The 25,795-nt window shown below is 63.2% G+C and carries 25 protein-coding genes; 8 read left to right on the top strand and 17 right to left on the bottom strand.

Annotated elements, in window-relative coordinates:
- Window positions 1-6 precede the first annotated feature (6 nt).
- From R3F42_11185 to R3F42_11165, 5 genes are all read left to right on the top strand, one after another.
- Entirely contained in the window at window positions 7-1,116 is a 1,110-nt protein-coding gene (locus R3F42_11185; GenBank protein MEZ5542593.1) for a flagellar basal body P-ring protein FlgI, read from the top strand.
- A 22-nt stretch (window positions 1,117-1,138) separates the two neighbouring features.
- Complete coding sequence (gene flgJ, locus R3F42_11180) at window positions 1,139-2,119, top strand: flagellar assembly peptidoglycan hydrolase FlgJ (protein MEZ5542592.1); 981 nt, start codon at window positions 1,139-1,141, stop codon at window positions 2,117-2,119.
- Between the two features lie 38 nt (window positions 2,120-2,157).
- Window positions 2,158-4,116 (top strand): flagellar hook-associated protein FlgK, encoded by a 1,959-nt coding sequence (gene flgK, locus R3F42_11175; GenBank protein MEZ5542591.1) that lies wholly within the window; start codon window positions 2,158-2,160, stop codon window positions 4,114-4,116.
- Between the two features lies 1 nt (window position 4,117).
- Window positions 4,118-5,023, top strand: coding sequence for a flagellar hook-associated protein FlgL (gene flgL / locus R3F42_11170; GenBank protein ID MEZ5542590.1), 906 nt, complete (start codon window positions 4,118-4,120; stop codon window positions 5,021-5,023).
- Window positions 5,024-5,135: 112 nt separating this feature from the next.
- Complete coding sequence (locus R3F42_11165; GenBank protein MEZ5542589.1) at window positions 5,136-6,071, top strand: hypothetical protein; 936 nt, start codon at window positions 5,136-5,138, stop codon at window positions 6,069-6,071.
- Window positions 6,072-6,717: 646 nt separating this feature from the next.
- Here R3F42_11165 and R3F42_11160 read toward each other — a convergent pair.
- Both R3F42_11160 and R3F42_11155 read right to left on the bottom strand, forming a co-directional pair.
- Window positions 6,718-7,344, bottom strand: a complete 627-nt coding sequence (locus R3F42_11160) for a response regulator (protein ID MEZ5542588.1) — start codon at window positions 7,342-7,344, stop codon at window positions 6,718-6,720.
- A 116-nt stretch (window positions 7,345-7,460) separates the two neighbouring features.
- Window positions 7,461-10,718 carry an ATP-binding protein gene (locus R3F42_11155; GenBank protein MEZ5542587.1) on the bottom strand — a complete coding sequence of 1,086 codons (3,258 nt, stop codon included), beginning with the start codon at window positions 10,716-10,718 and terminating at the stop codon, window positions 7,461-7,463.
- Between the two features lie 357 nt (window positions 10,719-11,075).
- Between R3F42_11155 and R3F42_11150 the strand changes: the two genes are divergently transcribed.
- A complete protein-coding gene (locus R3F42_11150) occupies window positions 11,076-11,477 on the top strand; it encodes an antitoxin Xre/MbcA/ParS toxin-binding domain-containing protein (protein MEZ5542586.1) in 402 nt (133 codons plus the stop codon).
- Between the two features lie 164 nt (window positions 11,478-11,641).
- On the opposite strand, the gene pilM is transcribed toward R3F42_11150, so the two are convergent.
- The 15 genes from pilM to R3F42_11075 form a co-directional block, all read right to left on the bottom strand.
- Window positions 11,642-12,574, bottom strand: a complete 933-nt coding sequence (gene pilM / locus R3F42_11145) for a pilus assembly protein PilM (GenBank protein MEZ5542585.1) — start codon at window positions 12,572-12,574, stop codon at window positions 11,642-11,644.
- A 121-nt stretch (window positions 12,575-12,695) separates the two neighbouring features.
- Window positions 12,696-14,120 (bottom strand): hypothetical protein, encoded by a 1,425-nt coding sequence (locus R3F42_11140; GenBank protein MEZ5542584.1) that lies wholly within the window; start codon window positions 14,118-14,120, stop codon window positions 12,696-12,698.
- A complete protein-coding gene (locus R3F42_11135) occupies window positions 14,117-14,638 on the bottom strand; it encodes a prepilin-type N-terminal cleavage/methylation domain-containing protein (protein ID MEZ5542583.1) in 522 nt (173 codons plus the stop codon). The genes R3F42_11140 and R3F42_11135 overlap by 4 nt, the downstream gene beginning before the upstream one ends.
- Window positions 14,638-15,036 (bottom strand): type II secretion system protein, encoded by a 399-nt coding sequence (locus R3F42_11130; GenBank protein MEZ5542582.1) that lies wholly within the window; start codon window positions 15,034-15,036, stop codon window positions 14,638-14,640. Before R3F42_11130 ends, R3F42_11135 begins: the two co-directional genes overlap by 1 nt.
- Window positions 15,033-15,503 (bottom strand): type II secretion system protein, encoded by a 471-nt coding sequence (locus R3F42_11125; protein ID MEZ5542581.1) that lies wholly within the window; start codon window positions 15,501-15,503, stop codon window positions 15,033-15,035. Before R3F42_11125 ends, R3F42_11130 begins: the two co-directional genes overlap by 4 nt.
- 73 nt (window positions 15,504-15,576) lie before the next feature.
- On the bottom strand, window positions 15,577-15,945 hold the full coding sequence (locus R3F42_11120; GenBank protein ID MEZ5542580.1) for a type II secretion system protein: 369 nt from the start codon (window positions 15,943-15,945) through the stop codon (window positions 15,577-15,579).
- A 140-nt stretch (window positions 15,946-16,085) separates the two neighbouring features.
- On the bottom strand, window positions 16,086-17,306 hold the full coding sequence (locus tag R3F42_11115) for a type II secretion system F family protein (GenBank protein MEZ5542579.1): 1,221 nt from the start codon (window positions 17,304-17,306) through the stop codon (window positions 16,086-16,088).
- Window positions 17,306-19,015, bottom strand: coding sequence for a GspE/PulE family protein (locus R3F42_11110; GenBank protein ID MEZ5542578.1), 1,710 nt, complete (start codon window positions 19,013-19,015; stop codon window positions 17,306-17,308). The genes R3F42_11115 and R3F42_11110 overlap by 1 nt, the downstream gene beginning before the upstream one ends.
- Before the next feature lie 25 nt (window positions 19,016-19,040).
- The gene (locus R3F42_11105; protein MEZ5542577.1) at window positions 19,041-20,018 is read right to left on the bottom strand and encodes a hypothetical protein; all 978 of its coding nucleotides are present in this window, start codon (window positions 20,016-20,018) and stop codon (window positions 19,041-19,043) included.
- 10 nt (window positions 20,019-20,028) lie between these two features.
- Window positions 20,029-20,925 (bottom strand): AAA family ATPase, encoded by an 897-nt coding sequence (locus tag R3F42_11100; protein MEZ5542576.1) that lies wholly within the window; start codon window positions 20,923-20,925, stop codon window positions 20,029-20,031.
- 25 nt (window positions 20,926-20,950) lie between these two features.
- Window positions 20,951-22,675 carry a pilus (MSHA type) biogenesis protein MshL gene (mshL, locus tag R3F42_11095; protein MEZ5542575.1) on the bottom strand — a complete coding sequence of 575 codons (1,725 nt, stop codon included), beginning with the start codon at window positions 22,673-22,675 and terminating at the stop codon, window positions 20,951-20,953.
- Between the two features lie 17 nt (window positions 22,676-22,692).
- Entirely contained in the window at window positions 22,693-23,034 is a 342-nt protein-coding gene (locus tag R3F42_11090; protein MEZ5542574.1) for a hypothetical protein, read from the bottom strand.
- Between the two features lie 5 nt (window positions 23,035-23,039).
- Window positions 23,040-23,675, bottom strand: a complete 636-nt coding sequence (locus tag R3F42_11085) for a hypothetical protein (GenBank protein ID MEZ5542573.1) — start codon at window positions 23,673-23,675, stop codon at window positions 23,040-23,042.
- Window positions 23,672-24,274, bottom strand: a complete 603-nt coding sequence (locus tag R3F42_11080; protein MEZ5542572.1) for a hypothetical protein — start codon at window positions 24,272-24,274, stop codon at window positions 23,672-23,674. Before R3F42_11080 ends, R3F42_11085 begins: the two co-directional genes overlap by 4 nt.
- Before the next feature lie 307 nt (window positions 24,275-24,581).
- Window positions 24,582-24,995, bottom strand: coding sequence for a hypothetical protein (locus R3F42_11075; protein MEZ5542571.1), 414 nt, complete (start codon window positions 24,993-24,995; stop codon window positions 24,582-24,584).
- A gap of 139 nt (window positions 24,996-25,134) precedes the next feature.
- Between R3F42_11075 and R3F42_11070 the strand changes: the two genes are divergently transcribed.
- Window positions 25,135-25,488: a hypothetical protein gene (locus tag R3F42_11070; GenBank protein MEZ5542570.1), complete on the top strand. Its 354-nt coding sequence runs from the start codon at window positions 25,135-25,137 to the stop codon at window positions 25,486-25,488.
- A gap of 20 nt (window positions 25,489-25,508) precedes the next feature.
- Window positions 25,509-25,790 carry a hypothetical protein gene (locus R3F42_11065; GenBank protein ID MEZ5542569.1) on the top strand — a complete coding sequence of 94 codons (282 nt, stop codon included), beginning with the start codon at window positions 25,509-25,511 and terminating at the stop codon, window positions 25,788-25,790.
- Window positions 25,791-25,795: the final 5 nt, after the last annotated feature.

The raw sequence follows: 25,795 nt of genomic DNA, 5'->3' as shown, positions 1-25,795 counted from the left end.
CATGCGATGAAAACGAATCGAATAATACGTGCCTGTCTCGCCAGCCTGCTCATGACGGTAGCGGCTGCCGCGAATGCTGAGCGTATCAAGGATCTGGTGCAGGTCGCGGGGGTCCGAACCAACCAGCTGATCGGCTACGGACTGGTGGTCGGGCTGGATGGCACCGGCGATTCATCGAGTCAGCCCTTCACCGTGCAGAGTCTTACCAGCATGCTGGCGCAGTTAGGCGTGGTCATTCCGCCCAATGCAAAGCCGCAGCTCAAGAATGCGGCGGCGGTGATCATCAGTGCCGACCTGCCGGCCTTCGCCAAGCCCGGCCAGACCATAGACATAACCGTTTCCTCACTGGGTAATTCCAAGAGCCTGCGTGGCGGTACCCTGCTGATGTCGCCACTCAAGGGCGCTGACGGACAAGTCTATGCCATCGCCCAGGGCAACCTGGTGGTCGGCGGATTCGGCGCCGACGGCGCGGATGGCTCGCGCGTTACCGTAAATATCCCCAGCGTCGGGCGCATACCCAATGGCGCGACGGTGGAGCGCAGCGTGCCGAGCCCTTTTGACTCCTCCGATACGGTCACGCTGAACCTGAATACACCGGACTTCACCACCGCGACACGTGTGGTCGAAAGCATCAATTCCGCGATGGGCAAGGACACGGCCACGGCGCTGGATGGTGGTTCCGTAAGGGTACAGGCGCCGCTGGATGCGGACAAGAAAGTCATGTTCGTGTCGATGCTGGAAAACCTGCCGGTAGAACCGGGAGAGGCCGCGGCACGCGTGATCATCAATTCCCGGACCGGCACGGTCGTGATCGGCAGTCATGTGCGGGTCATGCCGGCTGCGGTTTCGCATGGCAGTCTTACTGTCACCATCACCGAGCAGCCCGAGGTGAGCCAGCCAGCGCCTTTGTCCGATGGCGTCACCACGGTGGTTCCACGTACGAATATCTCGGTATCGGAAGATGGCAGCCGCATGTTCCTGTTCGAACCCGGGGTCACGCTGAATGATATCGTGCGTGCGGTCAATCAGGTCGGAGCCGCGCCGGGTGATCTGGTGGCAATTCTGGAGGCACTCAGGGTGGCGGGTGCGTTGCGGGCGGAATTACTGGTGATCTGATCATCTGGCGGCGGGACTGGCTATGATCAATGATACGTCCGGAGCTTCTGTTTACACCGACTTCAGCGGTCTCGCTCGATTGCGGGCAGCGGCCGGCCAGCAGTCTCCCGAGGCCCTGCGCGAAACCGCGCGCCAATTCGAAGCCCTCTTCGTTCAATCCATGCTTAAGGCCATGCGTGATGCCAGTCCGGGCGATGGCATGTTCGAGAGCGACCAGACGCAATTCTATCGGGATATCTACGATCGCCAACTGGCCCTGGAGATGGTCAAGGGGCGTGGTCTCGGCATTGCGGATATGTTGGTACGGAGCCTGGGTGGGACGGAACAGGCAGCTGCGCCGCCGGCGCACGAGCCGGCGGCAGCGTCAGTCCCGCTGGTTCCGCTGCACGGGGTACGACGGACACTGCTGGACCTCCAGGGCCAGACGGCGCCGCTGGTCGACATGACGGGCGCCGCTACGGGTAAGGTTGCGACCGGCCCGGATGCTGACTGGCGGCCACAGAATCCGGACGAATTCATCCGCGAACTGTTGCCGCACGCCCGGCGCGGTGCCGCGGCACTGGGTCTGGACCCCGCTGTGATCGTTGCCCAGGCAGCGCTGGAGACAGGCTGGGGGCAAAAAACCATGCGTCATCCTGATGGTCGTAACACATTCAATTTATTCGGAATTAAGGCGGATCCTGGGTGGGGTGGAGACAAGGTCAGCGTCCAGACCCTTGAGTTCGAGGACGGAGTTGCCGTTAAAAAACGTGCGGCATTCCGCAGCTACGCCTCGCTGGACGAGGCAATATCCGGTTATGTCGAGTTCTTGCGCGGCAATCCGCGTTACCGCCAGGCGCTGCAGCAGGCTGGTGATGCGAACGCCTATCTGGACGGACTGGAGTCCGCCGGCTATGCGACGGACCCGCACTACGCGGAAAAGATCCGGACCATCATGGAGCGGATAGTGCCCGAACAGGGTAACGATCTGGTCGCGGATTCCGGTGCGGCTGCGGACAGCTGATCCGGACAGACCGGGTAACTCAGGGAAGAGGGAAAGTCATGGCAAGCGGCCTGCTAGACATCGGAAGTTCGGCGCTGTTGAGCTATCAGCGTGCGCTCGATACGATCGGCCACAACGTTGCCAACGTCAACACGCCGGGGTACAGCCGACAGCGAGTGGAGCTGGCGGCCAGGCTGCCGCAGGGCACAGGGGCCGGCTACATCGGCAACGGTGTCGATGTCATTACCGTCAAGCGCAGCTATAACCAGTTCATATCCGATGAGCTGCGCTCCAATACCACGAGTTTCCATGATCTGGACATCATGGCATCCATGGCCGGTCGGCTGGATGACCTGCTGGCGGATGAAAACTCCGGGCTGACGCCGGTGCTGGGCTCGTTTTTCGATGCAGTACAGGGAGTCGCGAATGACCCGGCCTCGAATGCAGCGCGCCAGGTGCTGTTGAGCGAGGCGGATGCGCTGGCATCGCGTTTCCAGGGGTTGGACAAATGGATGACCGACAGCCGGCGCAGCCTGGGAACGCAAATGGCGGCCAAAGTGGAACAGATCAACAGGCTTGCCGGCTCCATCGCCTCTGTCAATCAGCAGATCATTGATGCACAGAGCGCTGCTGGCGGGCAGCCGCCGAATGACCTGCTCGACTCGCGCGACCAGTTGGTGTTGCAGCTGTCGGAGTATGTTGCCCTGACGACCACTTCGCAGGATGACGGGGCGATGAACGTATTCATCGGCAACGGCCAGTCGCTGGTTCTCGGTGTCAGGGCGAATACGGTTGGTCTGGTTGAGCGCAGTGACGATCCCGGCCAGTATGACATCACCATTGGTGTCGGCGGCGCACAACCGATCACTGTGACCGGCCTCATCACCGGCGGTGAACTCGGCGGGCTGCTGCGTTATCGCGATCAGGTCCTCGACCCGGCAGTGAACGCGCTGGGGCGCATCGGGGTTGAGTTGGCTACCTTCATGAACGAGCAGCACCGTGCCGGCGTCAGCCTGAACGGACTGCCGGGCCAGGAGATGTTCTCGGTCACCAGCCCCCAGGTTGTTGCCGACGCCAATACGACTGGCAGTATCAGCGTTTCCTTCGACGATGTGTCGAAGCTGACGACAGATGATTATCATCTATCATTCGATGGCAGTGGTTGGGCACTGACACGGTCAGGCAGTGGACAGGCCGTGCCGCTCAGCGGGTCAGGTACGGTTGCCGATCCGTTCGTAGCGGAAGGTGTCAGCATCGTTGTGGGGTCGGGTGCCGCTGCAGGTGACGGTTACACGATCCGTCCGGTAAGGAACGGTGCCGGCGACTTCCGGATGCTGATCGAGAATCCGCGTGATCTGGCGCTGGCAGCGCCAGTACGCACTTCCGCGGCGCTGGCAAATGCAGGAACCGGGCAAATCAGCGCCGGCACGGTGACGGACATCGACAACGCCGCATTCCAGACGCCGCCCGGCACCCTCAATCCTTCCGTCCTGGTCCATTTCACCAGCCCGACGGCGTACGAAATCGTCGACCAGTCGACGTCTGCCGTGATCGACTCGGGAACCTACGATCCGGCGTCGGGTGCGGACATCTTTCCAACGGCGACGCTCGGTGTCGATTACGGCTACAGGGTCAGAATCACGGGTAATCCCGCGGCTGGCGATGAATTCAACGTAACTTACAACAGCAACGGTACGGGCGATAATCGCAATGCCTTGCTGATGGCGGGGCTGCAGACGGAACGCCTCATGGCTGGCGGCACCCTGGGCTTCAATGATGCTTATGGCGAGATGGTGGCCGATGTCGGCAGTGCGACCCACCAGGCGCAGGTCAGCAGTGATGTCCAGCGCACAGTGCTTGAACAGAGCCAGTCGGCCTGGTCCGAGGCATCCGGTGTCAACCTGGATGAAGAGGCAGCCGACATGGTGCGCTATCAGCAAGCCTATCAGGCTGCGGCGCAGGTGCTTTCCGTCGCCAGCCAGTTATTCGATTCGTTAATAAACGCGGTGAGAAGCTAGTATGCGTATTTCCACAGCGCAGTTGTTCCAGCAGCGTGTGACTGCCATGCAGAACCAGCAGGCGACACTGGCCCGTACTGAACTGCAGATGTCGACCGGCAAGCGGCTGGTGTCCCCTTCCGATGATCCGGCCGCCAGTCTCCGCAGCCTGCAGCTACATGAGCATCAAACGATGAACCAACAGTACATCGAAAATATCGATACCGCGCAAAGCAGGCTGGAGCTGGAAGAGGGCACGCTGGCAACGGGTATCGACCTGCTGCAGCGGGTACGCGAGCTGGCCGTCAATGCACTGAATGCCACGCTCTCACCCGAGGATCTCAAGACTGTCGAGGTGGAGGTGCGTTCACTCATGGACGGTCTGGTAGCGGTGGCTAATACGCGCAATGTCAGTGGCGAGTTCATGTTCTCCGGCTACCAGTCGGACACCATGCCGTTCGCGGTCGATGCGGCGGGGACTGTTACCTATAACGGAGACCAGGGGCGTCAGCAGCTGCAGGTAAGCGCGTCGCGGCAACTGCCGGTCACCGACAACGGCATGCATGTCTTCATGGGCGTGGCGCGTGCTGCCGGTGGTACCGGCAGCGTTTTCGACGTGGTGAAGGATTTTGCCGATGCCCTGGCGGCCGGCGCGCCGGCCGGTGAAACGCTGACTGACATCGATGTTGCTATGGATCAGCTGACCGGCGTACGGGCAGATGTCGGCAGCAGGCTCCGGACAGCCCAGGAGCAGCGCGATATCAACCAGTCTTTCGGTCTGGTGCTCGACCGCGAGCGATCGGACCTGGTCGATCTCGATTACACCGAGGCCGTTTCCAAGTTCAACCGCGAGCTCCTCGCCCTGCAGGCATCGCAACAGGTATTTTCCAAGGTGCAGGAGCTCAATCTCTTTAATTATCTGCGCTAGCCGGTGTCAGAAAACCGGCGCACGCTGCGCTATCAAGCAATTCCCGGCCAGGCCGATGCAGCAGCCATGGGTTGCATGAGACCCGTCCAAACAGGGAATAGTGAGGTCAGGTATGAGCATATCTTCAGTCGGGAATCAGTCCATAGCGAACACGGTCATGGACAGACCGGTGCGGCAATCGAGCCAGGTCCAGCGTTGCAATTGTGATGACGAAGCCACGGAGTCATCGGTTCGAGGCGGGGCGGATGAGGATACGTCCATCCATTATCGCGGCCCGCATCACGGGCCTGAATTCAGGCATGAGCACGGACACGGTGAGCGTCACGGTCATGGTGGCCACGGTTTCGGGCGTTTCGCCATGGGCATGGGGTCTTTCCTGCAGGATCAGATGCGGGCGGCGCGACGCGAAGTCATCGGTGAACAGATCGGATCGGCCGTAGCGGATTTGAGCTCCCAGGTGTCGGACGTTCTGGCAGCGACCGGACAGCAGGAAGGCGTGCAGGCTGCGCAGCAACGATTCGAGGCGGCGATTCAGGATGTGGTGGATCGCTACGACAACGGCGAGATCGGTCGGCGTGGCGCCATGGCAGGTTTCAGCGATGCCTACGACGAGCTAGTGAACGCCGTCAAGACCGGGATACCCGTTGCCGAACCCGATGCGACCGGCGCTGCTGACGCCGCAGCGGCGGCGCCTGCCGCCGACACGGCTGCCGTTGCTGCCGCAGTCACGGAACCAGGCGCTGAAACCGCCGGGACGGATCCGGCTGCAACCGTGGACGCTGTTCCCGCTTCCGCCACAGATGCTGCCGGCGGCGCTGATACCGGTACTTCCGTGGTAGAGAACCTGGGGCAGGCTTTCAATTCCTTTCTGCAGACGCTGAGATCTGATTTCGAGGCGCTGGGCGGTATGCGTACGCTGTTTTCGCCGGAGAATCGGGACATGATTCGGGAAACCTTCGTGAACATGTACCGCGAACTGGCCGGTCTCGACACCGCAGCCACGACCGCGGCGGCGGCAGATACGAACAGCGTCGATCAAATGGCCTGAGCGGCCGGCGGCGGGGAGGCACCCATGGCGGACATGCCGTCACGGTGTCTTCCCGCGCTGAATGCAGCTGTTTTGTGCTAATATGCCTACCCGGTATTCCCCTGAGGTATCCGGCCAAGTCGTTGTATAAGGTTGACGTCCCTGTCGTACAACGTCCTCGCAAGCTTGGCTGTAGATCCAGAGTTTACCCGGCAGATGAGCGGATAAGGTGGGCGCTGGTGTCCATCCGGTTGAGATAGGTGACGTCCCTGTCGTACAACCTCCCTGACGAACAGATACCTGCAACCCCTTGCCGCTCGATGCCCCTTTCCAGGTTTTCCGGGAGGCCGCGAACATCGGGCCCCACCCGGTTTCCCAAGTTTCAGTCCCCCACCTTGCAACGTGTTCCACGGAATCCGTCGCTCGCATGACACACTTGCGCGCACGCGCATGGGCCAGGAACACGTCGGTATAAATTGAAGTTCGTTTGATATCCGTACGACGGAGCGTCGCACGCAGTTGTCACGCTGGGCAGATGTAGGACCCGTGGTAACGGTGGTGACAACTTGTACGGGAGTATATAAAAGTTGTGCGTGATTACAAGTGCTTTTTCAAGATTCTGAAAGAAAATATTTCAGACTGTTTCATAATTGATTGTTATCAAGACTCAGGTGAGTTTCAGCAGCGTCGTAAGACTGGTTTCCATGCCCGTGGTCATTCGTGTCTTGGCGTACGTTTCGTGACACTCGACCAGATCCTCACTCAGTTGCTTCAGTGTCTGATTCCTGGGACGGCATATCCCCTGCAACAATAGCAGGGCTTCATCCCTGCCGATCCCCTGGCTGTGCATCACCAGACCGAGTGCGACGCTGACGATGCCCGACACCTCGATGGCACGACCGAGATTGTAGATTTCACGCGAACGGGACAGTGAAGCCTCGATTTCCGCGCTGACCTGGCTCGGTGTCACGGGTTTGACAAGATATCCGAGCGCACCCAGGCGGGCGGCTGCCGACACGGTCTGGAAATCATCGGAAGCTGTGAGAAAAACAAAGGGCATACCGAAGTCGGATTTCAGGCGCTTGGCCAATTCCAATCCCGAGGTGTCCGGCAATTCCTGATCGATGATTGCCATGTCGAAGCGCGATTTGCCGCAGGCAGCCAGCGCTGTATCACCGTCGCTGGCTGTTACGATCTTGAAACGCTCGCTTCTGATGCCTTCGCTCAGGGCCAGACGTATCACCGGGTCGTCGTCCACCAGCAATATTGTTGCGGGGGGCTGTTCACGTTTCATGGTGGCAGATTGATTTCGTGGCGGCGGGAACTGCACCTGCTTGCCAGTGTGCCGGAGCCGCAGGTGACACGGGTTGCTGGCGTGCTGCCAGTACAGGATGCCTGTTAATACTGCAGTTAGTGGGCGATTTCAAGTGTGACCGGCTCCGCCGGCATTGCTGTCTGGCGCTGGTTGCCAAGGATCCTACTGAGCCGGGCATACTCGATTTCTATTCTTTCCATGATCTTGACTGCGCCCTGTAACGAGCCGCTGCGCGCCAGGGTGTCGAGTCTGTTGCAAAGCGCTGCCAATTTTTCAGCGCCAAGCTGGGCGCAACTGGACTTGAAGGTATGCGCCGTGCGACTCAGGCTGTGCGCATCGTTGTGCTGCAGTGCAGCGTGCATGTCCTGCATGTGTTGCGGCGCTGTTTGCAGGTACAGCGTGATTATCCGCTCCTGCAGCCGATCACCGCCATCCAGCGCCCGGTATTCATTCAGATAGGCTGGATTGAAGGTCTGCTCGGTGCCTTGCGCGGCTGTGATCGGGGTGATACGCACTACCTCGGCACCTGCGTCCTGCTGCGGCTGCTGCAGGTTGCCGGCGAGGGTGCGGTAAAGCGATTCCATGGTGAGTGGCTTGCTCAGGTAATCGTCCATACCGGCTGCGAGGCATTTATCCCGGGCGTCGCTCATTGCATTGGCGGTTAACGCCACGATCGGGATATGCGGGTCCGCTTGCCGCGCCTCGCGCGCGCGGATCTCGCCGGTTGCCCGGTAGCCATCCATGACCGGCATCTGGCAGTCCATGAGGATCAGGTCGAAGTGGTCGCGTTCCAGCAGCTCCAGAGCCTCCGCGCCATCGGTCGCCGAGGTCACCTTGCAATGCATCGATTCCAGCATGTAGGTTGCCACTTCCCGGTTTATGACATTGTCTTCCACCAGTAAAACAGTTGCATTCAGCGGGCGCGCGGTGTGCCAATTGATTCGGGTGGGGACGGTCTCCCGCGCTGCAACCGCGGCGCGCGGGAGCCGGATGGTGAACCAGAATTCGGAGCCTTTGCCTGCGTCGCTGATAATGCCGATTTCCCCGTGCATCAGCTCCACCAGCTTTTTGCAAATCGTCAGGCCAAGGCCGCTGCCACCGTAGCAGCGAGTCGTTGAACTGTCAGCCTGGGAGAACGATTCGAAGATGCACTCCTGTGCGTCCCTGCCGATGCCAATGCCTGTATCCCGGACCGAAAAACGCAGGGCTGCATCTGTTGCGGTGATATCGCTTGCCGCCAGGGCGAGTGTGACGTTGCCGGAATGGGTGAACTTGATCGCGTTGGCCATCAGGTTGTTGATGATCTGACGCAGGCGGGTGCTGTCGCCGAGCCAGACATTGTGTATGCCAGGATCGATGTTGCAATGCATCTCGAGTCCCTTCTGCTTCGCCTGTTCGTGAAACAGGAGCCCGGATTCCGTTATCAGTTCGTAGATATCGAAAGGTTGCGGATCCAGATGGAGCCGGTTGGCCTCGATGCGGGACAGATCAAGCACGTCGTTGATGAGGTGTAGCAGCAGTCTGCCCGATTGCTGAATCCTGGAGGCAAGCTGATACTGCCTGCTATTCAGTCTGCTTTCGAGCAGCAACTCGGACATACCGAGAATGCCGTTCATCGGGGTGCGGATCTCGTGACTCATAGTGGCCAGGAACTCGCTCTTGGCGCGGTCGCTGGACTCGGCCTTTTCCTTGGCTTCGAGGATTCTTGCCTCGGCCTCGCAGCGGTCCGTGATATCCATGGCCATGCCGGTATACATCAGTCTGCCGCCGATGTTCATGTTGCTGATGGCCAGCGATACCGGGAATTCACTGCCATCCTTGCGACAGGCTGTCAGGTTCAGGTCCTTGCGCAGGGTGCTGCCGTTGTTGGCCATCATTCCCATCACGGCGGCGGAATACTTGGCGCGCTTGTTTTCGGGGACCAGCACCAGCGCCGTTTTACCGACAATCTCGTGCGCCTGATAGCCGAACATCAGCTCGGCGGCTGGGTTGAAGGTCTCGATGTTGCCCTCTTCGTCTGTGGTGATGAGTGCACCGAACATGGTCTCCATGATGGTGCGCTGGCGGGTTTCGCTCTCCTGCATGCGCCGCATCAGCTGGTTCTTGGCGCGGCTGGCGTCCTCTGCCTGCAGTTTCAGGGAGTTCAACTGGGTGACCTGATTGCGAACAGCCCTGAGTATGAATACCACAATCAACAAGAATATCCCCGCGCTCGAGGCGAGTGTTAACACCAGGCTGTCCCAGGTCTCCCGGGAGCTTTGCTCAGCCTCGCTGTCCAGCTGGATCAGATAACGGTGCACCACGTCCATCACAGTGGTCAGGCTGTTCTCGACATCGCCTGCCAGCGTGTGCAGATTCTCGTTGAGCTGGTCGCGGCCCTCGCGCAGCAATATACCGCGCGCGAGTGCATCATACAGTGCGATAGGGGCGTCATATGACGTGGAGTGCGCCGGTGGATTTGCCGCCGGTCCCAGGATCAGTGTCCTGAGTTCGCTGATCTGGTCCACGTCCGGTGCCGACCAGTCACCGAGATCTGCCCTGATGGTTTGTGCATGCTGGTAGAGGTTGTCGAGTGCGGGTTCCAGTCGCTGCGTCCTGATAGTGGCCAGTTCCTCGGGTGTGGCGGCATTGGCAAGCGATTCGACCAGTCGGCTGATGTCGATGAGTTCGGCGCGCATGGCGCTGATGTTGTAGCGGGTGTTTTCGATGTACTGGTCTAAGACCTCCCGGGTCCGGGCGTCGGTTCCTAGCGACCCCGAATTTACCAGTTTCTCCATCAGGTCCTGCTGTCGCAGGTGGCGCTCCCGCATGAATGATTCGTTGGCAGCCTGCAGCTGCCGCAGATAGTCGCGCACCCTTTCGAGTGGCCGCTGGGTGGCGAGTTCCTCCTGCTGCAGTTCGTACTGGGTTCTCCAGTTCAATGCTGAGTAGTGCAGGGCGACGAAACTGGAGGCGACACTGTCGAGTTCGGCGCTGTGCTGCGCGAGGGAGCCGGCCGGCAGGATATCCTGCAGCTCGCGAATGCTTTTGTTCAGTTCGCCCAGGGGGCGGGCGCTCTTGTCTGATTGTTCGAGCCGGGCGGTCTGGAACAGGATATAGCCGATCACGGCCCGGGCATCGGCCAGGTTGCGTTCGATGCTGGCCCCGCTGTTGTAGAGCTGGCGGCGATTCCCGTCGATCTCGGCCCGGCCTGACTCGAGCTGGTCGAGGGCGCTGTGTACGAGCAGCATGGAAATCAGCCCGGCGAGGATGGCCACGATCACGAGGGCTATGCACAGCAGCAGGATCCGTATGCCTTCCTTGCCGGCGGTTTGTGCTGGGGCCTCGACGCGGGATGAACCTGACTGTCTCATGTCCTGGTTCCGGTCATCACCGTGGTTATGGTGGCCGTTATGTTACTTGATTCGATGGCGTGTTAGAAAGTGCAGACCATCATTGTGCAGTTTCGCAGTGCGGCTGCGGCCGCTATCGAATCAGGCTGGTCCTGGCTGATGCCGGACTGATCAATAACAACACTGGATGTCAGGGCTTCCGGATCAGCGGCGCGAATTGATGTAATATCGAAATTTCAGCGATCGCGCTGTCAGCGGACCGTGCGACATCTTAACCGAGAGGTTACCTTGCCTTGCCGCTGCAAAGGCCCGCCCGGGCGGCCGTGGTGGCACTCGGGGCCTATGACACGCCAAACGTCGCATGGAGACTTGTGGACTATGACTCAACTCACCGCGCAGGACCGCCTCGATCTCGGCCGCATGGTCATCAATACGCTGGATGAATGGGGCGTAAGCCCAGCCGATCAGGTTGTCATGCTGGCATTGCCCGGCAAGGTGAGCGGCCGCAGCCTGCGGCGCTATCAGGACGAAACCCCGTTGCCGGACGACCCCGACGTGCTCAAGCGGGTCGAGCATCTGCTGGGCATCGCCGATGCGTTACGTACCACCTTCCCGCGCAACAACCGAATTGCCGTGATCTGGCTGAAGCAACCCTGCAGACGGCTACGGCGCAGACGCCCGGTCGATATCATGCTGGAAGACGGGCTGAGCGGTCTGATCACCGTCCGTACCCATCTGGACTGTTCCTTTGCCTGGCGGGAATCGGAACGAAAGGACTAGAACCGATCCTGCTAGAACCTATCGCATAATCCTCACGGCAGCGAGGGATTATGCGATAGGTTCTCATTCCACGCGTGCCGTCGCCGCCTGCCGGCAGTGGTAGCTGCGTGCAGGCATCATGCGCCGGTACCCCGCGCACGCGCGGGACATGGCCGGGCTGAGTACTACAGGGTCCTGGCCTCCGTGCGCAGCGCGCTGCCCACCGCCAGCAGGCAGGTGGCCGCCGCGGCCGGATCGGGTTCCTGGGCGCACCCGATGATATCGGCCAGCGCTATCGAGCGGGTAACCAGACCGAGCGTCTGCTGCAGCGCATCCTCCAGGCCATAGAGTGTGACGGGCAGCGGCAGGATGGCGATGGTCCGGATCGGGGCCTGGCGGAAGTGCTGCTCGTAGTAATCGATCGAGCGCTGGATTTCCAGCGCCAGCCGGTTACTTAGCGTATGTGGTTGCGAGGCATTTTCCTGCAGGTCGCGATAACCGAAATCGATGGTACGGGTGAGATAGAGGGTCGCCTGGTGCGTCAGCGTGATCAGGCAGTGGTGCGGATTGAAGTAAAGGGTGGCAATACCGGCCGCGTCCTCCGGCAGGCGCGCCGCGATATTGCGCAGGGCCAGCTCCGGTATGTCGATGACCTGCAGGTTGACGCCAGCCTGTTCCAGCCGGTCGATGCGTTCCCGGACCCGGGACGCCCGTGCGACGACGACGTACATCTGCCGGCGGGTGCCGGCAGGACCGCCGGGGGGCGCGTCGAACACGTCGATGACGGCGTCGTCGATATGGAAGTCGATCAGGTCCTGGATCTGCCAGCGCAGTGCGGCCCGCAACTCCTGCGGGGGCACTTCGGGCGCGTCCACCACCAGCAACTGGTATTCACCGATATCGAGCAGGGTCGTGCACTGTTGCCGGTCGAGTCCACGTCCCTGCATGATCTGCGCCTGCCTGTCGGCTGCAGCGGCGGCCAGGGGCTGGAAGCTGCAGGTTTGCAGGCTGGGGCCGGCCCTGCCCTGGTGGCGGATGCTGGCAATGGCTATGCCGGTATCCGTCGCGACGATGCCGGTGGTTGTGCCTGGCTGTTTACTGCGGGCGAACGCAAACATGGTGCACCTCGGGTTTCGCGATGTTGCTGGGTTTAGTGCAGTTGCCCGGTCACTGGCTACCTGGCTGGCGCTCCCTGGCGCACTGCCAGGGACCGCTTTCTGTACCTTTGCATCTATATCGTCACAAGATCACTTCGCTCCAGCGCAGCAGGGTGACGCTCCCTGTGCCGCCACCACCACCGCCGGCCGATACGTATACCGCGTTCAGGTTCTGGCTGACCGGAGAGCCCATCCCGCTCCAGCTGCTGCCGTTCCAGATGCCGATCGTCCCGTTGTCGCCGACCACGTATCCCAAGGTTGCGCTCACCATGTGGATGCTGTTCAGGTCCTGGTTGGCAATGCTGCCGTAGGGACCGCTGCGCGTCCAGCTGCTGCCGTTCCAGTGGATGATCAGCTCGCCGTTGTTGTCATTTCCCACTGCCCAGCAATTGTTGCTGGCCACGCAGGAAACACTGTTGAGCCGTTCATTGGGAATGCCGCCATAAGGCCCGATACGGCTCCAGCCACTGCCGTTCCAATGGATGATCAGTTCGCCGTTGTAGCTGTCGCCGACCGCCCAGCAGTCGTTGCTGGCAACGCAGTGCACACCGTTCAGGTCCGCGCTCGGCACGCTGCCATAGGGGCCGGCCCGGCTCCAGCTGCTGCCGTTCCAGTGCAGCATAACCTCGCGGTTGCTGCCGCTGTTGATATCGTTGCCGACCGCCCAGCAGTCACTGGCAGAGATGCAGTGGACGCCGTTGAGATTGACGTTAGGAATGGACCAGCTGGGGCCGACGCGGGACCAGGTGCTGCCGTTCCAGTGGATGATCAGCTCGCCGCCACTCCACCAGCCGCCGCTGTTGTCGCCGACCGCCCAGCAGTCATTGACGCTGATGCAGAACACGCTGTTCAGATCGGCGCCGGGCACGCTGCCATAGGGGCCGCCGAGCGACCAGGTGCTGCCGTTCCAGTGTGCCAGGAATTCCGTGGTGCTCCACCAGCCGCCGCTGTCCTGGCCCACGGCCCAGCAGTCGTTGCTGCTGGCGCAGTGCACGCTGTTGAGGTCCTGATGCAGCAGTCCTGTATAGGGGCCGTTGTTCACCCAGCCGCTGCCGGTCGATTGCAGCAGCTGCGCATCGCCATTGCTGGCGTTGTCGGCGGCAATCCAGCCACCACCGCCGCCGGGCGGGGTGAGATCGCCCTCTATGGTCCGCGTGGCGGCATTCGCCGCCAGGGTGGTCGTGACGCTGGCGCTGACGCGTACCCGGCATGCCGTGCCGACCAGGGCGGCCGACTGGATGGTGAAGGTGCCGCGACCGATGGCGGCGGTCTCGCCGGCCAGTGCCGCGCAGGTACTGCCGCCGCTATAACGCCATGCAGCCCGCTCCAGGCCGCTCTCGGCGATGAACAGCGCCTCGATGCCGTCGCCGTGCAGGGCGCTGTCGGTGATGCTGCTGGCGGCCATGCGCTGTACCGCGGCCAGCAGCACGATGACCGACAGGATCAGGAACAGGGCGCCGATCAGGGTGACCGCGCCACGCTGGTGCTGCAGCCGCTTGCCGTTCACTGCCGGTTCCTCAATGCGACGCGCGTGCGCTGCGGGTAGCTGTCGCCGTCCTGGACCAACGCCAGGTTGAATTCCACGAACGCGACGTCGCTGCTGCCGGTGGCTGCCGTGGTCCCGTCGGCCCGGTAATAGGCGAAGCTTGCACTGCCGACCTGGTCGGACAGGGTATAGGTTCCGGCCGGGGTGGTGTAGGCGAGGGTAAGCAGTGGCGCGGCGATACCCAGGGTGACACCGGTGCCGTCGCGTTTGGTGAAGGCCAGGGCGGTGCCGGACATGGCCGTGATGTCGAAGATTGCCGGATTTGCGCTGCTGCGTCGGATCTCCCGCAGCTCGCGCGCCACGCGTTCGCTGGCATATCGCAGCTTGCCGAGCGTGCGCAGGTTGTCGGCATTGCTGGAGAACGCCAGCGCGCCGCCGGTCAGGCCGTAACCGGCCGCCGCGCCGAGCAGGGCCAGGATCATCAGGGTGATGACCAATTCGAGCAAGGTGAAGCCCCGCTGGCTGAGGTGGCGCCGCATCAGTAGTTCACCAGCACGAAGGCGATCGCGGCACGATTGCTCGCGCCGCGGTTGACGCGCACCGCTACACCCTTGCAGGTGGCGCCGACCGGGCAGCCGCCGCCGGCCGGCGGCTCCGTCACCGTGACGGTGCGGGAATAGGCGCTGAAATTGCCGGTCAGCACGTCGTTGGTCGTGCCGACGGCGACGGCGGAATAACCCTGGTCGCGGCGCCGGGCCAGGATCTGCTCCGCACGCTCCTGCGCCAGCTGCGTGGCGGTCTGGATCTCCGCGTCGCTGAGCGTGCTGCCGGCGACTTGGGTGAACTGCCCGAGTATCGGCACCGACGCCAGCACCACGATGACGATCACCATGATCAGTTCGAGCAGGGTGAAACCGGATTGCCGCGCGTGTGTCATGGCGACACCGTGACGAAGCCGGTGACCGGGCTCAGCGTTACCACCGCGCTGCGCGAACTGCCGCTCAGGGTGAATACGCGGGCCGCGGCGAGCAGGCTGCCGGCGCCGACCGGCCGCCCCAGGCTGTCGAAGCCGGTAGCGCTGCCGGTGAGGGTGACGCCGTTGTCCAGCGCGACGGTGTAGGGTTGCTGGGTGGCCGGATCGGTGATGGTGCTGCCGGCGGCGGTGACGCGGTAGGCGGTGGCGGATTGCACGTCGAGTATCAGCGTGCGGCCCTGGTTCATCGCCAGTGCCTGGGCGTGGCGCAAATCGCGTGCCAGCCGGTCGGCCTGGGCCGCCAGCGTGTTGTCAGCCGGGGCGAAGCGCGGGACCGCGAATGCGGCCAGCGTGCCGAGGATCACCAGCACGATGACCAGTTCCAGCAGGGTGAAGCCCCGTATCCGTGCTGTGGGTGACGATCGCGTCATGGCACACCCGATAATGCGAAAGGGCGGGCACGCGCCCGCCCTTTGCGGATGACAGGTTCAAGATGTCTGTCGACTACGGAATACTGCCCACGCACTGGACCGTGTTGCCGACGGCGGTCGTTGCCGTATTGCAGGCGGCATCGGTATAGGTGGGGACCGTGTAGTTGGTGCCGTCGATGGCAACCTGGACGCCACCAGCCGCCGCGGCGATGCCCTCGCCGTTGACGTAGGTGGCCAGCTCGGTCACGGTCGGAAAGCGCTTCAGGTCGGCGATGGCGATGGCATGCGAACTCTTGACGGCGCCGCTCATGCCGCGCTTTGCGGCCGTCTCGGCGTCGCTCGAAAGATCGACGAACTTGGGTATGGCGATCGCGGCGAGCACGCCCAGGATGGCGATGACGATCACCAGTTCGATCAGGGTAAAGCCTCTTGCCTTGTTCATGTTTCCACTCCTGTGAGTTGACAGTTGAACCTGTACAGCCATTCCAGCGGCAGTCCGCGGGAAATCTTTAGCAACAAATATCCGTCAAAACATCTACTTCCGGGGTTTCAGTGATCCGCATCACAAAGCCGCGCATCCGTTCAGTGCAGCGCAACCGAGGCCAGATTCCACATGGGGAGGAAGATGCCCATCGCCATGACCAGTACCAGGCCGCCGATGACCACGGTGAGGATCGGTTCGATGGCCGAACTCAACCGCTCGGTGGCGTAGTCCACCTCACGCTCGTAATAATCCGCGACCTCCGTCAACAGCTCGCTGATGGTGCCGGACTCCTCGCCCACGGCGAGCATCTGCAGCACCAGCGGATCGAAGACGCCGCTGTTGGTGGCGGTGAGACTCAGCGCCTTGCCGTGCTCGATGCCGCCGCGCATACCGAGGATGCGTTCCTCCAGATAGTTGTTGTTCAATGCCTGGGCCACCACGGTCAGGGCAGTCATCAGCGGCACGCCGGCATTCATTGCCATGGCGAACAGGTGACTGAAGCGTGCCAGCGTGGCCTGGTAGATCACCCGGCCGACCAGTGGCAGGTGCAGCTTGAATTTGTCCCAGCGGTAACGTCCGTCGGCGGTACCGATGTAATATCGGGCTCCCCCCGTGAGCAACGCCAACAGCAGGAGCAGGTAGGGCCAGTAGGCCACCATGAATTCCGAGACGAGCATGAGGATCCGGGTCGGCAGCGGCAGCTCGGCGCCGAAACGGCTGAACAAGCTGCTGAAGGCCGGAATGACCCAGATGCTGATCACCCCCAGCGCGATGAGGATCGCGCTGATCACGAAGGTCGGGTAACGCAGCGCGGACTTGATCCGGGCGCGCGTGGTCTTCTCCCGGTCCAGGTAGAAGGCCAACTGCTGGAAGATTTCCGTCAGCTTGCCGCTGGTCTCGCCGACGCGGACCAGGCTGACATAGAACAGGGAAAATACGCGCGGATGGTGTGCGAACGCGTCCGAGAGCGGATGTCCCGTCTCCAGGTCGGCTGCGACGCGGTGCAGGGTCTGCGCCAGCGAGCGGTTACCCGTCGTGCTCGCCAGGCCGGAGACCGCGCGGAAGATCGGCACGCCGGCGCGCAGCATGCTGTACATCTGGCGGCTGAACTGGATCAGGTCCGCGTTCCGCACCGGTGGGCTGAACAGGGTCTCCAGGTTGCTGCCCAGCGAGAGCTTCTCTACGAAGGGATTTACCTCGACCGGCGTCAGGCCGCTCTCGATCAGGCGCGCGGCGGCCAGGTCGGGTGTGCCGGCATCGATGGTGCCCTCGATCGCGTCGCCGTGCACGCCACGTGCCTTGTAGCTGAACAAGGGCATCAGTCGGTCCACCCGCACAGGCGCATGACTTCGCCGATGGTGGTGATGCCGTGCCGCGCATAATCCAGCGCGTTGCTGACCAGCGGCCGGTAGCCGGGCTGCGTGCCGGCCGCCTGCACGAACGCGTTCTGGTCCGCGCTGCGCAGCGCCTCGGCGAGTGCCGGCGTCATCACCAGGAGCTCGTAGACGCCGATGCGCCCGCTGAAACCGGTGTGGTTGCAGTTGTTGCAGCCGCTGCCGTGCTGGAACTCGTGCGTATCCAGGCTGTTGCCGGCCTGGTCGTGCAGCCATGCCTGTTCGTTGGCATCCAGTGTGGCCGGGGTCCGGCAGTGCCGGCAGATCCGGCGGATCAGGCGCTGGGCCAGAATGGCCTGCACGGATGAGGCCAGCAGATAGCCTTCCAGGCCCATGTCCAGCAGGCGGATGGCGCTGCTGACGGCGTCGTTGGTATGCAGGGTCGACAGCACCAGGTGACCGGTCAGCGAGGCGCGCAGGGCGATCTCCCCGGTCTCGTGGTCGCGGATCTCGCCCAGCAGCAGGATATCGGGATCCAGGCGCAGCGCGGTGCGCAGCACCCGCGCGAAATCGAGTCCGACCTTGCTGTTGACCTGAACCTGGTTGACGCGCGCCATGCGGTACTCGACCGGATCCTCGATGGTGATGATCTTGCGTTGCGGGGTATTCAGTTCATGCAGGGCGCTGTACAGCGTGGTGGTCTTGCCGCTGCCGGTCGGCCCGGTGACCAGGATGAGTCCGTGCGGCTTGTGGATGATCCGCGTGAAGGTGGCGAGCAGCGTATCCGGCATGCCCAGGTCGTCGAGGCGGCTGATGGAATTGCTGTGATCGAGCAGTCGCATCACCACGCCTTCGCCGTGCTGGGTCGGGATGGTCGACAGGCGCACGTCGATCTGCCGGTCTTTGACGGTGATCGAGAAGCGGCCGTCCTGGGGCAGGCGGCGCTCCGAGATGTCGGCATTGGCCATCAGCTTGAGGCGCGAAACCATGGCGGCCGTGATGTTCTTCTCGTCGACGATCTGTTCGTGCAGGATGCCGTCGATCCGGCGCCGGATGCGCAGCACCTGCTCGTCCGGTTCGATGTGGATGTCCGACGCATGCGCCTTTACGGCGCTGTCGAATATCGACTGGATCAGGCGTACCACCGGCGCATCGCTCTTGCTGCTGGCGGCGATCAGCCGGTCGAGGTCGAAGGTGCTATCGGACACGTCGCGTCCGACCTCGCTGGCCAGCGACTGCAGCTGGTCGTTACCGCTGTACATCCGGTCGATCCCCGCCAGGAGGTCGGCTTCCTTGACCGCCGCGAGTTCGACCGGGCACTTGAGCGCCTTGACCAGGGCGTCGTAGTTGAAGATGTCGGTCGGGTCGCCCATAGCCACCAGCAGGCCATTGGCGGTTTCCTTGAGAATCAGGGCGCGATAGCGACGCGCTTCGGTTTCCGGCAGGCGCTGCACCAGGTGCGGGCTGAGCTCGAAGGTCGACAGGTCAATGTAGGGGATGCCGATCTGTGTCGACAGGATCTTCAGCATCGCCTCCTCGTCGACATAGCCATGGTCGATCAGCACGCGGCCGAGCTTGCGGCCGCTCTTCTGCTGTTCCGCCAGCGCGGATTGCAGCTGGTGCTCGGATATCAGTTTCTTCTCGACCAGCAGGTCGCCGAGCCTCACCTTCACGCGCTGCATGTTCGCTGCCATGGTGTCTGCTCCAGCCAGTGCGCCTTCAGTGTTCCAGTGCCGCCAGCCGTTGCCGGACGTAATCCTGCACGGCGGCTGCCAGCGGATAGCGCAGCGCCTGGCGGTACGCCTGCAGCGCCGTCGCGCTGTCACCCGCCTGCTCGGCGGAAATGCCCAGCCCCATCCACCATGCGCCGTGCGCCGGTGCCAACTGCAGCGCGGTGCGATAGCCTGCCACCGCATCCTGCGCCCTGCCGCTGCGCTGGTAGAGCCCCGCCAGCAGGGCGTGGTATTCGGCATCGCCGGTTGCAGCCGGTAACGCGGTCTGCAGTACATTGATGGCCTCGCTGTCGCGCGCCTGTGCGGCCAGCAACTGGGCGTACAGCCGGGCATAGGCTGCGTGCTGCGGGTAGTGCAGGAGACCGCTGGCCAACAGCGACTCCGCGCTGCTGTTGCGTTCCTCCTGCAGATACAGGCCGGCGAGCAGCAGCCGCGCCTGGTGCAGGCCCTTGTCGTGTGCCAGCAGCCCCAGCAGCTGCTGCTCGGCCGCGGCGGTAGCGCCGCCACTGATGGCCGCCGCTGCCGTCTGCAGGTCGCGTGCCTGTTGCTGTTCGCGCGACAGCGGGGAAGTGGTCAGTTCGACCGGCGCGGCGGCGGCACCCGGCTGCCGGGTGCTGGCCGGGGCAGGCGCGGCCTGTTCCTGCTGCCTGGCCGGCGGTTCGGACATGGGCGTGGGCGCGGATTCGACCACTAACGGCGCTGCTACAGGCGCGGGCGTCACGGGCGCCGGTGCCGGTGTAGGCTCGGGCGTGAGCGCCTGACGCAGGGACACGGTATTGCTGAAGGCCAGGCCGGCCAGGACGAGCGCGATGCCCAGGCCGAGCGCGCCGAGCAGAGCCGCACGACCGGACAGCGCCGGCACGACCGGTCCCTGGCCGCTAAACGATCCACCTGTAACGTTGTCCCCGGCGGGCTGGTAGCGGCGCCGGTCGAGGTCTTTCAGCATGTCGTTGATCAGGCTCATGCGCGTCGCCTCAATGCCAGGCCAGGTAGAACCCGGCACCGGTCAGGGTCAGCACGCCGAACAGGCTCGAGGCCAGCGCGAGGCGATGCCGGCGCGGCCGGATGTCGTCCGTGTCTGCAGACGCCCGGCGAATATGCGCGGCATCGATCACGCGGTCACCGCGGCCGAAGGCGCAGAGCATGGCCTTGTGGGCGAGCACATTGACCAGGCGGGGGATGCCGCGGCTGTCACGCTGCAGCCGCTGCAGCGCACGGGGCGTGAACAGCTGGCCGTTGCGATAACCGGCCACCAGCAGCCGGTGCTGAATATAGACGCCGAGTTCCGCGCGTGTCAGCGGTTGCAGGCGATAGCTGAACAGGATGCGCTGGCGCAACTGGCGCAGGTGCTCCTGCTCGAGGCGTTGATCCAGTTCCGGTTGCCCGAACAGCACAACCTGCAGCAGCTTGGCCTTTTCGGTTTCCAGATTGGACAGCAGGCGCAGCGCTTCCATGCTGTCATCGGGCAGGGCCTGGGCCTCGTCCAGCAGCAGCACGACCTGCCGGCCGCCGGCATGCAGCTGCATCAGCCGCTCGTTGATGAGTTCCAGCAGACGTGGCTGGCCGATATTGCGGGGATAATCGACGCCCAGCTCGCTCGCCAGCGCCATGCGCAGGGAAATGGGATTGATGAACGGATTGGGTATATAAGCAGTGACGAAGCCGTCGCCGAGCGAGTTCAGCAGTTTCCGGCACAACAGGGTCTTGCCGGTGCCGACCTCGCCGGTGACCTTGATGAAGCCCTCGCCGGAGAACAGGGCGTACTCGATCACGTTGAGCGCCTCCTTGTGGCGGCCATGGTCGAGGAAGAACTCCGTATCCGGCGTGATCGTGAACGGCTGCTGTTCCAGTCCGAAATGCTCGAGGTACATGGGACGACTCCGGTGGCGGCAGGTATCAGCGCGCGCTGCCGTTCATGCTTCTGAGATTGCGGAAACGCTCCGCGGTATCGCGCAGCTGCCCGTTCCACTGCTCCCCGTCGCCGATCACCAGCGGGCGCAGCAGGATGACCAGCTCGCTCTTGCTGGCGACCTCGCGCTGATGGCGGAACATGTTGCCCACCACCGGCATGTCGCCGAGCAGCGGCGTGCGGGCCTCCTCGTCGCGCAGCGCGTTGCGCATCAGGCCGCCCAGCACCACCACCTGGCCGCTGCGCGCCCGCACCACCGTATCGGACTCGCGGATCGTGCTGAGTGCCAGCGGGATGGACAGGTCGTTGGTGGTGGAGACCTTGATGTTCTTGGTCTTTTCCATCACCTCGCTGATCGCCGGATGGATATGCAGGATGACGTTTTCGTCCGCATCGATCTGTGGCAGCACGTCCAGCGCGACGCCGGAGAAGAACGGCGTCAGCGTGACATCCACGCTCTGGTTGATGACGCCGGTACCGGTGGTGTCGGTGTCGGTCGCGACGTCGGTGACGAAGTATTCGTCCTGCCCGACCTTGATCACGGCCTTCTGGTTGTTCACCGTCGAGATGCGCGGGCTGGACAGCACCTGCACGTCACCCTGGGTCTTGAGCAGCTCGATCAGTGCGTTGAAGTCATTCAGGTTGGCATCGATGGTGAAGATGCCGCCGAAGGCCGTGGTGTCAAAGCCGGTGACCCGGGTGCCGCGCACGAGCGGCACGGTACTCCCGGCCAGCGACGAGACGCCGGTATCGAACACCGAGCCGCCACCGGAATGGCCGAGCAGGATCGACTTGTCCTCGCCGAACTCGATGAGCGCATTCCAGTTGATGCCGGCCTGGAAGTGGTCGTTCAGCGTCACCTCGACGACCTTGGCTTCCAGGATCACCAGGCGGTGGGCGGCGCTCTCGATGGTGCTCAGGTAGTCCTCCACGTCGCGCAGCTCGTCCGGCATGGCGTGCACGACGATGACACCGGATTGCGGGTGCACGACGACCTTGCGGCCGTCCTCGGTACCGATGATGAGGTTGAGCGAGTCCTTCAGATCCTGCCAGAAGTCGGATGCGGAATCCGTCCTGACCACGCTGCCGGAGACATCGGAGGTCTTGCCGCCGGCGCTGCCCGTCGTCGCGTTGTCGGCAGGGACGGGCGCCTGGCCATCGGCGCCGGCCTTGCCGACCTGGCCTGAGCTGACACTGGTGCGCGAGCTGCTGTCGCGCACCACGTCGAGATAGTTCACGGTGAATACCTGTGTACGCATGCTGGCCGGATAGACCTGGAAGGTGTTGCCCAGGCGCCGGTAGCGGTAACCGTAGACGTCACGCACCGTGGCCAGCACTTCCTCCAGGGTTACGTCGCGCAGGCTGATGGAGATCTTGCCGCCGACGTCGGGATGTACCACCATGTTCAGGTTCGTGCCCTTGACCAGGCTCATGAAAAATTCCGCCGCCGGCGCGGCCTTGACCGATATGTCGAAGCGCGGCTCCAGGTCCGCCACGAGCCCGGCCAGATCGCCGGCCGGCGGCGGCAGCAGCGCGGCGGCCACCTCGGGCGGCGGAGCGGGTGTCGTCGCCGCGGCGTTTTGCGACTCCAGTGCCTGCGTCACCGGCGCCATGTTGTCGGGCCGGAAGGCCGGTGCGGTAGAGCACGCAGCCAGCAGGGCGGCGATCAGTCCATGGATCACCTGGCGATGCAGTCGTTTGATATCAGGCATGGCGATAGTCCATTGCTTCATGGTTGTTGCTGCACGATGTCCGGCAGCAGTTGCAGGGTCAGCTGGCGGCCGCGGGCCTGGATCAGTACCTCGAGCCGGCGGATCTCGATGACACGGGCGCCGTCCACTGACTCACCCTCGCTGACCTGTCTACCGTTGATTACGGCGACGCGCCGGTCGGGGGCGACCAGGGTGGAATCGAGCCGCCAGTCGTGCCGTTGCGCATGCGGCTGCAGCAGCGCCGCGTGGCCGCGGCCGGTGGGACGGGTCGGATCGGTCAGTGCCGCGGCGCCTGCAGTCAGCGCCACGAGCAGGATGCCCAAGGCCAGTAGCGGAGCGCGGCAGCTGCGGGACGGCATCGGCATCATCCTTCCAGCAGTTCCAGGGTGTAGAGATTCAGCGTGACCCTGGCCTGCGGGTGCTCGGTGATCTCGAACGCGATACCCTGCCAGAAAAATTTCCATGGCAGGGCCTCCAGGGCGCGCAGATAGTGCAGCGTCGCCAGGTAACCGCCCTCCAGCTCCAGCTGGAGTTCATAGCGAGCGATGCCGGGCACTGTCACCGCCTCACCCGTGCTTGGATCCGGGGCGGTGAGCGGTTCCGACCATGCACTGACGGACTGCAGGGTGAGATCAGATTCCCGGGTCAGGACCTGTTCCAGAATGCCGGCGGCCTGTTCGGGTGCGAGCATGCTGCCGAGCTGCGACTGCAGCTGCCGTCCCAGTGTGTCCAGTTCGGCCTGCAGTTCTGCCTTGCGTGCTGCAGTGAGGGCGTCGTTGCCGCCGAGCAGGCCGGCACGGGCGCGCAGCGTCTCCAGCCGTGTTTCCAGGTCCGCGATATCCTGGCGCAGCTGCAGCTGCTGCCTGGATAGGGGTTGCAGGCCGAAACTGTCGACGCAGTAGAACAACACCACGAGACAGGCGATGAGCAGGAGTATGCGCTCGCGCAATTGCAACGCATCGATCCGTGTGGCCAGCTGCTGGTATGCCGCGCTCGTCACGGCAGTTCTCCCTGGTTGCTGCTGCTGAGGATGAAATCAATCTCTGCTGCCGCTGGCGCGTGCCGTACCAGGTTGACGCTGCCGTTGTGCAGCGCCGCGAGCCGTGGCTGGTCGTGCAGCAGCCGCAGGTAACGGGGTACCAGTTGCGGGTCCAGCGTGGTGCCGCGAATCTCGGTTTCGCCGTTCTGGTCCACCCGTATGCCGGTGAGCCACAGCCCTGGCACGGCCTGCGCCGCGAGACCCTCGAAGATCTCGCCGAAGCCCTCGGCTCGCGCCAGCGCGAGCCGGTCGATCCGCTCCAGTACCGAGGTGCGCGCACTGACCTGCGCCTGCAGCTGCTGGATCTCGTCGGCGGCGGTATGCGGTATGGCGGCGGCGTTGTCCGCCGTGAGTGCGGCAAGCCTGGCGTCGAGCTGGCGGTAGTTCAGTGTCAGGCCGGCGGCAGTGGTCTGCAGGCCGTGCAGGGTCCAGCCTGCCTGCACGTAGACCGCCAGCAGCAGCAGCAATGCCAGCGCCACGATCTTCAGCAGCGTGGCCGCCGAAAAGATCTTGCGTTGCCGCCGGAAGACCGGCTGATACATGTTGATCTGCTGATACATGGTGCGCCCGTGCTGGCTCTCCCTGCCTGGTTGATCACCCTGTCGCCAGGTCACCCGCCGCCGGCTCGGTCGCTGGCGGTAAGCGGAAGTGCCTGTTCTGACATGTCTTTACAGCGTCCTGTCAAAACATAAGCAAAAATCCTGCCATATTTTTATCTATATGAAATATAACAATAAAATCATTCGTGCGGCACGCTATGCGGCAGGATGCGACATCGAACCGGCAGTGAGGATGGCGAAAAAATGACGCCCGGATGACCGGCGGGCGCAAGCGCCGGCAACGATCTTGGCGCCGTGGAGCGTGGCGTCAGCGCCGGCGGCGCGCGAGCGCGTAGCCAGTCATGTCCGCAGCGAACTGCTCGACGGGAATGTCCTTGAGCGCGCCGAAGTGGGAGAGCGCCGCTGCCAGCAGGGCGTCGATATCATCGATGCGGACGGGATCGGCAACCTGCCCCGGCGTGACGCGCGCTAGCCCGAGCAGTCCGCCGAACTGGGTCTTCACCAGTACGCTGTGCGGCATCTGGTTCAGGTCGTCCTCGACATCGAACGCGGTGAGCGCGACGTTCTTCAGCAGCCCGAACAGCTGCCGGCAGCGCGCATGCGCGTTCGCGTCTATGCAGGCGAATTCCGTGCCTCCACGCCGTATCACGGATTCGGCATGGCGACAGCCGAAGGCATCCCGGGCGAGCGTGGCGCTGAAGGGGCAGATCTGTTCCGGCATGGCAATGCTCCCGGGTTGCTGCGGCGATGGCAGGACCAAACCAGGTTTTAGCCCGATTTTCAGTCGCTTGCAAGCGGGAGATTGAAGTCGCGGGGGCGATGGGTGATCATGAACCGGGAATGCAGCAGGATATGTCGACATGATGGAGCACAAGCCGGTCATCAGGACGGCCATCCCCCGCCGCCGCTACCGTTACGGCGAGTTCACGCTCACCGTGCTCGGTGATATTGAAAGCGCCGATGGTATCGACTACCAATATATCATGGCGGTGCTCCAGGGGCAGGATCCGGAGCCGGGCATGTACATCACGGCCGAACGTCCCCAGTCGCCGGGCAGCCGGGAGCTGTCGATGCGGCTGATTATGCGTGATGGTGCCGAGGTCATCGGCAGTTCGGCACAGTGGATCAGTCTGGACATGTTCATTGGCGAGGCGATGGATATCGTCTCCCGGGTCCTGAATCTGACGGACGAAACGCCATACCAACTCCTTTAATAACAACAAGGGGGTGTGCCATGACAACCAGGCTCATGCAGCTGATGCCCGCCGTCTTCCTGATCACAGCATTGCTGGGGGCGGACGCGGCGCAGGCCTTCTGTTTTCTTAAGAACCAGGAGCGGCGTGGAGGGTACGACTTCTCCCGCATGCCCGCGATCGGTTTTGCGCCGGACATCTACCGGAATTACCAGTACAGCGCGCTGCCGCGCGGATGGTACGCGGGCCCGCTCATGCAGCCGCAGCCGTCGCCCTACGCTGACAGCGGCTACGTCTCCGGCAACGGATTGCAACAGCGCTGAGCGCG

Source organism: Pseudomonadota bacterium, assembly GCA_041395565.1.
GTDB lineage: Bacteria > Pseudomonadota > Gammaproteobacteria > UBA9214 > UBA9214 > UBA9214.
Note: the sequence above shows the minus strand (reverse complement) of the source record. Positions and strands in the feature narration are given on the sequence as shown.